This is a genomic window from Allokutzneria sp. A3M-2-11 16, from assembly GCF_024213555.1.
Lineage (GTDB): Bacteria > Actinomycetota > Actinomycetes > Mycobacteriales > Pseudonocardiaceae > Allokutzneria.
In genome coordinates this window covers 67,189-76,904 of the sequence record NZ_JANAVO010000019.1, presented here as the reverse complement: position 1 = coordinate 76,904, position 9,716 = coordinate 67,189, and the positions used below count along the sequence as shown (strand labels likewise).

Here is a 9,716-nt window from a genome sequence, read left to right as displayed (position 1 = left end):
CCGTCTAGAGAACCCCGTTTCGTACTCATAACGGGAAAAAGAGCGCTCCAAAAACCCGTTTAGAGTACGAAACGGGAATTTGGGCTGCGCTGGTGATGATCTGGGGGGGGCCGCTCCTACGCCGCCTCGTTCCCGCGCAGCGGCGAGAAGCGTGAATGAGCAGACCGTTGCTGGCGAATCCCGGGACACAGCGCGGGGTCAGGCCGGTGGACGAGGAAGCCGAGCCCGCCGAGGCGCCACCGGGCGCGGGCGCCTCCTCCACCCCGCCTGCCGAGGACTGACAGCGATTCGGTTCCGCCGCCTGGTGATCGTCAGACCCCCAACCCCCGCCCCCTACCCCGAGGTTGGGTGCGGTTTACGACAGCTGCGGGGCGGGTGGGGTGTACTTGAAGACGCACCTAGCCGCGCTGGGTCAGCGCGCGGCGACCAGGGGTGGGTCGCAGGCGGCCATCAGGGAGTCGGCCAGCTCGGTCGCGGTGTGCAGCACCTTCCGCCCGGCCCGCGTCGTCATGATCAGCCCGGCGTTGCGCAGCGCGCTGGCGTGCTCGGAGGCCGATGACAGGCTGATCCCCGCCTGCGCCGCCAGCTCCGTCGTGCCCCTCGGCACGGCGGCGGCGCGCAGCACCGCGGCCCGCCGCGAGCCCAGCAGCGCGGAGAGGCTGTCCGTGGTCGGCCTGCCCGTGCGCGCCCGGAGAATCGCCACCGGTGCCGGGTACACCACGGTCACCGGTTCCCCGGGGCTCGCCGTGATCACCAACGTGCCCGGGAGCAGGCACGACGGGGCGAAGACCAGCCCGTAGTCCACCGGAACGCCACGGTCGACCGGGCTGTCGACGTCCACGACCTGCCCGCGGTGGCCGACCGTCGACGGCAGCGACGCGATCGCCCTGGCCAGCCCTTCGCGCAACAGGATGCGTCCGCGATGGGCGAGATCGGTGTGCGCGGCGGACGCGATCTCGGCCCACTTCGGCTCCACCAGGGCGCGGTAGCCCGCCTCGACGCCGCGCAACAGGATCGCCCTGGCGGAGCACTCCCCCGCGGCGAGCCCGTGCAGCCACGTCGCGCGCGGCCTGCCCTGGAACGCGGTCATCAGCTCGGTGCGCATCCGGGTCGCCGGGATCGTCGCCAGCTCGTCGATCGCCGCGCCGATCTCGGTGCGCCGCGAGATCACGAAATCCGGCAGCTCCCCCTTGGGCGAGAACAGGTCGAACAGCGGGCGAACGGCCTCGGGCGGCTGCCACCGCGCGCCGGGCGGCCGGGGCGCTCCGCCGACGCGCATGAGTGCCCCGATCAATTCGACGACCGGCAGCGGCCCGTCCGAAAAGCGCGCAGCCTGGAACGCTTCCGGACTCACGTGCAGTCGAATCAATGCACCCACCACTCGCCGCGCTCGTCGTGTGCCGCCCTGGCGCAGTGAAACACGGTGCGATACAGGCCCAATACAATCGCGCCGGTGCAGTGGATCACGGTGGTGAGCACCGCTCTGGGGGCCCTGATCGCCCTGGTCGCGATGATGCTGAACGAGCGGGTCAAATGGCAGCGCGAGCAGGTGTCGAGCCGCCGCAAGCAGTGCCACGAGGTCTATGCGAGTTTCCTGTCCGCGCTCACCGAGGCGCATGAGCGAATGCGCGATTCCCCTGCGGCGGAGGTCCGGGAGGTCTTCCGCGAGGCCAACTGCTACCCGCTGCGCTATCAGCTCGCGATCGTCGCCGGGCAGGAGGTGGTGGACGGCGGCGAGGCCGTCTTCCAGACCATTCGCGATATCCGCGACCTGCTCGCGGGGGGCGCGCGGATCGAGTCCGCCCAGTACAAGGAGCTGCGCAGGCGGTTCGGCGCCGAGCTGCGGGAGCTGCAACGCCGCATGCGGGACGAGCTGGGCGTCGCGCCCGTTCAGCTCGCGGGCGGTTCCTGAGCGGAACAGCTGCGCAGGTGCAGCTGCCCGAGCTGGCGCGTCGACTTGTTGCCGAGCGCGTCCATGGCGGTGGCGGAGATCTTGATCGGACCCGACGGCCCCGTGTGGTCCTTGAGGCCGTAGGCGATCCGCGCCGCCCACGCGCCGCCCTCCTTCATCGACCAGGTCCTGGTCTTGCCGCCGATCGTGCCGGACAGGGTGACGCCCGCGACGCCGGACTCATCGCTGACCTGCACGGACACCTTCACGCTCGACGTGGGCCCCTCGCAGGTCTGTGCCAGCTTGGTATCGCTGAACACCGGCGAGGCGAGCACCGGTCCCGCCGAGTCGGCAGGTGTCGTGGTCGTCGGCACCACCGTCAGCGAAGCAGAGGAAGCGGCAGAGGAAGCAGTGGTCGACGAAACAGCCGCCTCACCGACGGGCTCGGGCTCGTCGTTCTCCCGGAGCCGGCTCATCGAGGCCAGTACACCGACCGCGAGCACGCCGATCACCGCGAACCGCGCCACTATCGCCCTGCCGAACGCCCCGGCGCGAAGCTCCTCGTCACTCGCCATGCGCATACTTATTTCGCGTCCGGGGCCGCGTGTCACTACCCGTCAGGCAGTTGCCCGGCAGACCCACGCAATGTGCCGGTCAGGCCGAACCAAACACATCAGTCCGCGTCGGCCGAGCAGCGGAGTGAGGTCTTCGACGCCGACCACGGTCACCCCGGCCGGGGCGGGCACGGCGTGCGGGAGTTCGACGAGCAGGGTCCAGCGGTCGTAGCTCAGCAGCTCGTGGGCGCGCACGTCCGAGCCACCGACGCGCACCACCCGGTCGGGCAGCCGGTTGTTCTTGCCCAGGTCGCTGAGCGCCCCGTCGAGCGCGCGCACGAATCGCTTGCTGGACAGGGCGATCGGCAGGAGCCTGCGGACGATCTCGTAGCGGCGCCGGGGCAACGGGATCTCCAGGACGTTGAACCGCATGTCCACCATGACTTCCCGCGCGGCGGCGCGCTGTTCGCGGTCGTAGTGGTCGAGCAACTGGTCGGTCTGTCCTTTGTGGACAGACGCGAGCTTCCACGCGAGGTTGTGCGCGCCGCGGATGCCGGTGTTCATGCCGTGCCCGCCGATCGGCGCCCACGCGTGCGCGCTGTCCCCGGCCAGCAGCAACCTGCCCGAGCGCAGCCGCGTCGCGATGCGATCGGCGAAACGCGCGCGGTTGAGCCAGATCGGCTCGGTGGGCTTGAGCCGCAGGTCGGGGACGCGGGTGACCTTCGCGACGAGGTCGCGCATCTCCGCCACGGTCGGCGGGTCGGTGCGGGACGGGTCGGGATCGGTGGTGAAGGCGAAGAACCGGTAGCCGCCACCGGGAATGGGGAAGACGCCGAGGGAGACCTCCGGGTCGAGGAAGAAGCGCGCCCGGCCCGGCTCGTCCGGGAACGGCCAGTCCACGTGCGCGTTGACCTGGAGCGCTTGCAGGTTGCGGCGGCGGTGCCCGACGAAGGCGATCCCGGCGCTCTCGCGGACGACGCTGCGCGTGCCCTCGCAGCCGACCACCCAGTCGCTGTCCACCTCCTCCACCTCGCCGTCCGGCAGGCGCAGCGTGGTGCGCGCCGAACCGCCCCGGTCCTCGACGCCGAGCACCTCGTGCCGCCAGTCCACGCCGATCCCCGCCTCGGCCAGCCGACCGGCGAGCAGCGCTTCGAGCTCGTGCTGCTCGATCGAGAGCGGATGCGGGTGGCGGGACTCGACCGCGCCGAGCCGCATCACCCCCGCCCGCTCACCACCGAAGAAGACCTGGGCGTCAACGATCGGCAGCGCGGCGGCCGTGACGATCTCGGCGAGCCCGACGTCCTCCAGCGCCTCGATCGCCCTTGGCCAGAGCACGCACGCGCGCGGCTGCCGCTTCTCCTCGGTCTCCCGCTCGACCACGCGCACCGGCACCCCGAGCCTGTGCAGCCCCAGCGCGAGGGTCAGCCCCACCGGACCGGCCCCGACGATCAGCACGGACATCGTCCGCCCCCTTCGTTCAAACAGCGTTTGAACGATCACCGTAGCGATTTTTCAAACGGCGTTTCAAGTGCCAGAATCCCGGCATGGCCGCCCAGGACACCCGCAGCAGGATCATCGAGGCGGCCACCGGGCTCTTCGCCGAGCACGGCTACTCCGGCACCGGCATGCGCGCGCTGACCAGGGCCGCGGGGGTCAACATCGCCGCGGTGAACTACCACTTCGGCGGCAAGGTGGAGCTGCTGCGCGCGGTCTTCGCCCAGCTCGGCGAGGAGGTCAACCGGGACCGCGCCGCCCGGCTCGCCGCGCTCGGCCCCGACGCGAGCGTGCGGGAGCTGGTGACCGCGCTCGTCGAGCCGGTGCGCGAACGGGTCTCGGCGACCGATCCCACCGGCAGGCTGGTGGCCCGGCTCTGCGGCGAACCGTCGCCGGAGGTCCGCGAGGTGGTGATCGAGGAGTTCGCGGCGACCGAGGGGGCCTTCGGCGTCGCGCTGCACCGGGCGCTGCCGCACCTGCCCGCCGCGGAGTTCTGGTGGCGCTTCAAGACCGCGATCGGCTTGCTGCTCAACGATGTCAGCGCCTTCTACACCGTGGCGCGGTTGCCGGGGGAACCCGGCCCGCCCGCGGCCGACCCGGACTGGCTGATCACCTTCATCACCGCCGGGCTGTCCCAGCGCGCCACCGCCGGGAAATGACTCAGCGCAGCTCGCCGCGCTCGTGCAGCGCGTCGAAGACCACCTGTCCCGCCGTCGACATCCGGTCCCGGTCGGCGTATCCCAGCCAACGGATCTCCTCGATCTCGCTGGTGGGCGCGGGGGTCCCGGTGTGCTCGGCGGTGTAGCAGGTCACCCGGACGACCACCCCGTCGCCCTTGCCGTCGGCCTGCGCCTCGAAGGTGCCCGCGTGCCGCGCGGTCTCCGGCGCGATGACCACGGCCAGCTCCTCGCCGATCTCGCGCACCAGCGCCTGCACGTCGGTCTCCCCCGGGTCGCGCTTGCCGCCGGGCACGTAGAAGAGGTCCTTGCCGTAGGAGCGCGCGCAGAGGATTCTGCCGTTCTCCAGGCGAATCCAGCCGATCTTGTCGATGAGCGTCACGGGCTCCGACCCTAACGGCGGGTCATCTCCCGCACGAACGCGTTGGCGTCCGGCCGGAACATCAGCACCGTCCCGGTGATCGCGAGCAGGCCCAGTGCGATGACCACGAGCGCGGGCAGCGCGTCCGCGTGCCCCAGCAGCAGCAACATCAGCAACGCGGCCGCGCTGTAGGCCAGCACCGGGGCGACGAGGGTCAGGAAGATCCGCGGGCCGCGCCAGCCCATCCGCAGGTTCTTCGCGCACCACAGCACGGTGAGCCCGCCGAAGAGCGCCGCGCTGTTGGTGGGCGCGGCCGGGTCGACCCCGGAGATGATGTTGACGAGGAGGAACACCAGCATCCCGGCGCCGACGACGACCCAGGTCACGGCGGCCAGGTCCATGCTCCTGGGGCGGTGCGCGGGATCGCGCTCCTCCGGCTCGGTCACGCGAATCATGGTAGGGGCGGGCACAAGCGGCGCTCCGGCATCTGCCTGCCCTGGGCGACCGTCCATAATGGGGGGTCGTCACTCTTCGTGGAAGGAGCCCCGTGAACGCCCAGGTGGAAACGTTCGAGTTCCAGGCCGAGGTGCGCCAGCTGCTCCAGCTGGTGATCCACTCGATCTACTCGAACAAGGACGCGTTCCTGCGGGAACTGGTCTCCAACTCCTCGGACGCGCTGGACAAGCTGCGGCTGGCGGCGTTCCAGGACAAGGACCTCACCGCAGACACCGAGGACCTGCACATCGCGGTGGACGTCGACGCCGAGGCCCGCGCGCTGACCGTGCGGGACAACGGCATCGGCATGTCCCGCGACGAGGTGGTCCAGCTGATCGGCACCATCGCCAAGTCCGGCACCGCCGAGTTCCTGAAGCAGCTCAAGGAGGCCAAGGACGCCGCGGGCGCGCAGGAGCTGATCGGCCAGTTCGGCGTCGGCTTCTACGCCAGCTTCATGGTCGCCGACCGGGTCACCCTGGTCACCCGCCGCGCGGGCGAGGACACCGGCACCAGGTGGGAGTCCGGCGGCGAGGGCACCTACACCATCGAGCCGGTCGCCGACGCCCCGCAGGGCACCTCGGTGACGCTGCACCTCAAGCCCGCCGACGCCGAGGAGCAGACCGCCGACTACACCTCGCCGTGGAAGATCCGCGAGATCGTCAAGCGGTACTCCGACTTCATCACCTGGCCGATCCGGATGGCCAAGCCCGACTCGGAGGAAACGGAAACGGTCAACTCCATGAAGGCGCTGTGGGCGCGCCCGAAGGAGGAGACCACCGAGGCCGAGCTGACCGAGTTCTACAAGCACGTCGCGCACGACTGGGCCGAGCCGCTGGAGACCATCCGGCTGCGCGCCGAGGGCACGTTCGAGTACCAGGCGCTGCTGTTCATCCCCTCGCACGCGCCGCTGGACCTGTTCATGCGCGACGGCAAGCGCGGTATCCAGCTCTACGTCAAGCGCGTGTTCATCATGGACGACTGCGAGTCCCTGATCCCGGAGTACCTGCGCTTCGTCAAGGGCGTGGTGGACGCGCAGGACCTCTCGCTCAACGTCTCCCGCGAGACCCTTCAGCAGGACCGGCAGATCCAGCTGATCCGCAAGCGGCTGGTGAAGAAGATCCTCGCCACGGTCAAGGACCTCCAGGCAGGCGACAGCGAGAAGTACGCGAAGTTCTGGGGCGAGTTCGGCAAGGCGGTCAAGGAGGGTCTGGTCGCCGACCCCGACAACCGCGAGGCCGTGCTGGAGATCTGCTCCTTCGAGTCCACCGCGGACGCGGAGAAGCAGACCACGCTGCGCGAGTACGTGGAACGGATGAAGGACGGTCAGCAGGACATCTACTACATGACCGGCGACTCGCGCACGGTCATCGAGAACTCCCCGCACCTGGAAGCCTTCCAGGCCAAGGGGTTCGAGGTCCTGGTGCTCACCGACCCGATCGACGAGATGTGGGTCGACGCGGTCACCGAGTTCGACGGCAGGCAGCTGAAGTCCATCGCCAAGGGCGAGGTCGACCTCGACGCGGGCGCCGACTCGGAGACCGACCGCGAGGAGCGGGCGAAGGACTTCGCCGGGCTGCTGGGCTGGATGACCGAGAAGCTCGGCGAGAGCGTCAAGGAGGTCCGGCTGTCCACCCGGCTCACCACCTCCCCGGCGTGCGTGGTCGGTGACACCAACGATCTCGCGCCGAACCTGGAGAAGATGTACCGGGCGATGGGCCACGAGGTGCCCAAGGTCAAGCGCATCCTGGAGCTCAACCCGGGGCACCCGCTGGTTGCGGGGCTGCGCAAGGCGCACGAGGAGCGCCCCGAGGAGACCGGGCTGGCCGAGACCGCCGAGCTGCTGCTGGGCATGGCCGTGCTCGCCGAGGGCGGCGACCTGGCCGACCCGACGAAGTTCATCCGCGTCCTGGCCGACCGCCTGGAGCGCACCCTCTAATGCGGTGTCAGCTGCCGCGCCCCACGCCGGGCGCGGCAGCTGCTGCGCGCCCTCGCGGACCACGATGTCGGCAGCGGTGTCCACGATCCGGTGAGCCGAGGTGTTCATGCCCGCGTGCCGGGTAACCGCAGCCGTGACCGTTGCCGAGAGAAAGGAGAGCCCGTGGGATTCGGCGACAAGCTCAACGAGCTGAAGGACAAGGCGCTGGACCAGCTCGGCAAGCACGGCGACAAGGCCGAGCAGGGTGTGGACAAGGCCAGTGACTTCGCCAACGAGAAGACCGGTGGCAAGCACACCGAGCACGTCGGTAAGGGTGGCGACGCCCTCAAGGACCAGATCCGCAAACGCCAGAGCTGACTAGGCTTCGTGGGGTGATCTTCGAGAACGGCGAGCTGATCGTCCCGCGTCTGCTGGACTGGGTGCGCGCACGGCCCGATATCCGGGCCGTGCTGCGCACCGGTTCGCGCGCTCGGGGCACCGCCGATGAGTGGTCCGACCACGACATCGAGCTGTACAGCACCGATCCCGAGTCCTACCGCGATGCCGACTGGCTCTCCGGTCTCGGCCCCGTGCTCGCCGGTGTCGGCCTCGACGGCCCGTGGGACAACCCCGCCCGCCTCGTCGTCTTCCACGGCGGCCAGAAGATCGACTTCCAGATCGTCCCCGTCGACCGCCTGGATGTCCTGGCCGAGGAGCTGGACGAGCTGCACGAACGCGGCTACGAGATCCTGCTCGATCTGGATGGTTCGGCCGCACGGCTCCCCGCCGCGTCCGGCTCCGCGCCCCGGGGTGAACTCCCCGATGAGCAGGAGTTCCGGGAACACTGCGAGGAGTTCTGGTTCGAGCTGGCCCACATCCCCCGCTCCCTCGCGCGCGGCGAGTTGTGGGTTGCCAAGGCCCGGGATTGGGAGACCAAGGAGCTGTTGCTGACCATGGTCGAGTGGCACGCGCTCTCCCACTTCGGCCCCGACCACGACACCTGGCACAACGGCGTCCGCATGCGCGAGTGGGCCGCCCCCGGCGTATGGGAGCGCATGGACGCCTTGTTCTCCGGCTTCGCCCCCGACGACACCTTGCGCGCCGCCACCGCCACCGGCGCCCTCTTCGCCGACCTCGCCCGAGATGTCGCGCGCCGCAACGGTTTCACCTATCCCGAGGCCGCTTCTCGCGCCTTCTCCCCCGGCTAATCAGAACGGCGCCGGTTCCGCGATCGGTTCCGCTTCGGTCTCCGAGGTCTTCCCGTTCGGTGTCGTCCACACGTGCCGACCATCAGGCAGGTTCTCGCACTTCCAGTTCGACTCGTGCTTCATCCGGTGGTGCCTGCGGCACTTCGGGCGCAAGTTGTCGACCGTGGTGTTGGTGCCGTCGAACGGACAGCAGTGATCCAGATCGCAACGGTGCGCGGGCCGGTTGCAACCGATCGCCGTGCACGTGGGGTACCGGGCGTGGATCAACTCCCGCTGCTTCGCTGACGGCCGATACGTCGTCACGTCCTCAGCGATCCCGGTGACCGGGTCGGTCAGGATGCGCTTCCAGATCCCGTTCGCGGCCACATCCCGGGCGATCTTCGCAGGCAACGGTCCGTAGCCGTGGAGCATGGCGGGCTCGTTGCTGAGACCGAGGAAGGACCCCATCGGCATCGTGAGGTAGACCGTCACCTGGCCTTGGGGTGCCCCGGTTTCCTTACCCATCAACAGATCCATGGTGACATCGGCCCGCTTCTGATCCAACGTCCGGTGATCCTTCGGTAGGGCCCTGGCGATGCGATCGATCCGGTCATAGATCAACGAGGCTTGCAGGGCGGGGAAGAACATCCGCAGCAGGCACATGCCGTCATCGAGGGGGATCTTCTCCACCAACCTCGCCTTGCGCTTCTCCTTGTGCCGACGCTCAGCGGCCTTCGGGTCCAGCTTGTCGATGAACCGGACCGCATGCCTGCGAGTCGCGGTGTAGTCGTGCGTCTCAGCGAAAGCGAGGAAGTCCTCCTCGGCGATCGCGGCGTGCACAGCGGACAGAGTGGAGAGCAGGTCGACGATCATCAACGCTTTCCCCTCGTCGACGCGGCCTTCGGCCAGCGCCCGAAGAACTCCTGGCCGACCGGTGAGGTCTTCCGCGCGTTGCAACAGCCGGGCGGCCTTCGTCTTCGAGACCGCGAGCAGGCGCATGAGGATTTCCTCGGCGAACTCACGATCACATAGTTCAAGCTGAGCGACATACTCCATCAACACGATCGCGAAGTCCGCCGAGGCCTTCCCCATCGCCGTGAAGTAGACCATCAGTTTATGGTCGGGATCTACAGGAAGCATAC

General features: G+C 69.3%; 12 protein-coding genes. 6 read left to right on the top strand and 6 right to left on the bottom strand.

Annotated features, from left to right (window positions below; all coding sequences use genetic code 11):
• The first annotated feature begins 155 nt into the window (after positions 1 to 155).
• Positions 156 to 281 (top strand): hypothetical protein, encoded by a 126-nt coding sequence (locus NLX83_RS41485; protein WP_256565026.1) that lies wholly within the window; start codon positions 156 to 158, stop codon positions 279 to 281.
• 131 nt (positions 282 to 412) lie between these two features.
• Here NLX83_RS41485 and NLX83_RS37305 read toward each other — a convergent pair whose 3' ends face one another.
• Entirely contained in the window at positions 413 to 1,279 is an 867-nt protein-coding gene (locus NLX83_RS37305) for an ArsR/SmtB family transcription factor (RefSeq protein ID WP_254239992.1), read from the bottom strand.
• A gap of 174 nt (positions 1,280 to 1,453) precedes the next feature.
• Here NLX83_RS37305 and NLX83_RS37300 point away from each other — a divergent pair, with 174 nt between their 5' ends.
• A complete protein-coding gene (locus tag NLX83_RS37300) occupies positions 1,454 to 1,912 on the top strand; it encodes a hypothetical protein (protein ID WP_254239991.1) in 459 nt (152 codons plus the stop codon).
• On the opposite strand, the gene NLX83_RS37295 is transcribed toward NLX83_RS37300, so the two are convergent.
• Together NLX83_RS37295 and NLX83_RS37290 are read right to left on the bottom strand one after the other, a co-directional pair.
• On the bottom strand, positions 1,891 to 2,466 hold the full coding sequence (locus NLX83_RS37295; protein WP_254239990.1) for a hypothetical protein: 576 nt from the start codon (positions 2,464 to 2,466) through the stop codon (positions 1,891 to 1,893). The two genes, NLX83_RS37300 and NLX83_RS37295, sit on opposite strands and share 22 nt — an antisense overlap.
• Before the next feature lie 42 nt (positions 2,467 to 2,508).
• The gene (locus NLX83_RS37290; protein WP_254239989.1) at positions 2,509 to 3,906 is read right to left on the bottom strand and encodes an FAD-dependent monooxygenase; all 1,398 of its coding nucleotides are present in this window, start codon (positions 3,904 to 3,906) and stop codon (positions 2,509 to 2,511) included.
• Positions 3,907 to 3,989: 83 nt separating this feature from the next.
• On the opposite strand from NLX83_RS37290, the gene NLX83_RS37285 reads away from it, so the two are divergent.
• Complete coding sequence (locus tag NLX83_RS37285; RefSeq protein WP_254239988.1) at positions 3,990 to 4,598, top strand: TetR/AcrR family transcriptional regulator; 609 nt, start codon at positions 3,990 to 3,992, stop codon at positions 4,596 to 4,598.
• A gap of 1 nt (position 4,599) precedes the next feature.
• On the opposite strand, the gene NLX83_RS37280 is transcribed toward NLX83_RS37285, so the two are convergent.
• On the bottom strand, positions 4,600 to 4,998 hold the full coding sequence (locus tag NLX83_RS37280; RefSeq protein WP_254239987.1) for an NUDIX hydrolase: 399 nt from the start codon (positions 4,996 to 4,998) through the stop codon (positions 4,600 to 4,602).
• An 11-nt stretch (positions 4,999 to 5,009) separates the two neighbouring features.
• On the bottom strand, positions 5,010 to 5,423 hold the full coding sequence (locus NLX83_RS37275; protein WP_254239986.1) for a hypothetical protein: 414 nt from the start codon (positions 5,421 to 5,423) through the stop codon (positions 5,010 to 5,012).
• Between the two features lie 101 nt (positions 5,424 to 5,524).
• On the opposite strand from NLX83_RS37275, the gene htpG reads away from it, so the two are divergent.
• From htpG to NLX83_RS37260, 3 genes are all read left to right on the top strand, one after another.
• Entirely contained in the window at positions 5,525 to 7,408 is a 1,884-nt protein-coding gene (gene htpG / locus NLX83_RS37270) for a molecular chaperone HtpG (protein ID WP_254239985.1), read from the top strand.
• A gap of 162 nt (positions 7,409 to 7,570) precedes the next feature.
• Positions 7,571 to 7,765 carry an antitoxin gene (locus NLX83_RS37265; protein WP_254239984.1) on the top strand — a complete coding sequence of 65 codons (195 nt, stop codon included), beginning with the start codon at positions 7,571 to 7,573 and terminating at the stop codon, positions 7,763 to 7,765.
• 14 nt (positions 7,766 to 7,779) lie between these two features.
• Entirely contained in the window at positions 7,780 to 8,595 is an 816-nt protein-coding gene (locus NLX83_RS37260; RefSeq protein ID WP_254239983.1) for an aminoglycoside 6-adenylyltransferase, read from the top strand.
• On the opposite strand, the gene NLX83_RS37255 is transcribed toward NLX83_RS37260, so the two are convergent.
• The gene (locus NLX83_RS37255; protein ID WP_254239982.1) at positions 8,596 to 9,714 is read right to left on the bottom strand and encodes an HNH endonuclease signature motif containing protein; all 1,119 of its coding nucleotides are present in this window, start codon (positions 9,712 to 9,714) and stop codon (positions 8,596 to 8,598) included. It lies immediately after the preceding gene.
• Positions 9,715 to 9,716: the final 2 nt, after the last annotated feature.

Bases quoted from the DNA above. Each gene is read 5' to 3' on its own strand.
- NLX83_RS41485 (WP_256565026.1), top strand. From the start codon at position 156: ATGAGCAGACCGTTGCTGGCGAATCCCGGGACACAGCGCGGGGTCAGG.
- NLX83_RS37305 (WP_254239992.1), bottom strand. From the start codon at position 1,279: ATGCGCGTCGGCGGAGCGCCCCGGCCGCCCGGCGCGCGGTGGCAGCCG.
- NLX83_RS37295 (WP_254239990.1), bottom strand. From the start codon at position 2,466: ATGGCGAGTGACGAGGAGCTTCGCGCCGGGGCGTTCGGCAGGGCGATA.
- NLX83_RS37290 (WP_254239989.1), bottom strand. From the start codon at position 3,906: ATGTCCGTGCTGATCGTCGGGGCCGGTCCGGTGGGGCTGACCCTCGCG.
- NLX83_RS37285 (WP_254239988.1), top strand. From the start codon at position 3,990: ATGGCCGCCCAGGACACCCGCAGCAGGATCATCGAGGCGGCCACCGGG.
- NLX83_RS37255 (WP_254239982.1), bottom strand. From the start codon at position 9,714: ATGCTTCCTGTAGATCCCGACCATAAACTGATGGTCTACTTCACGGCG.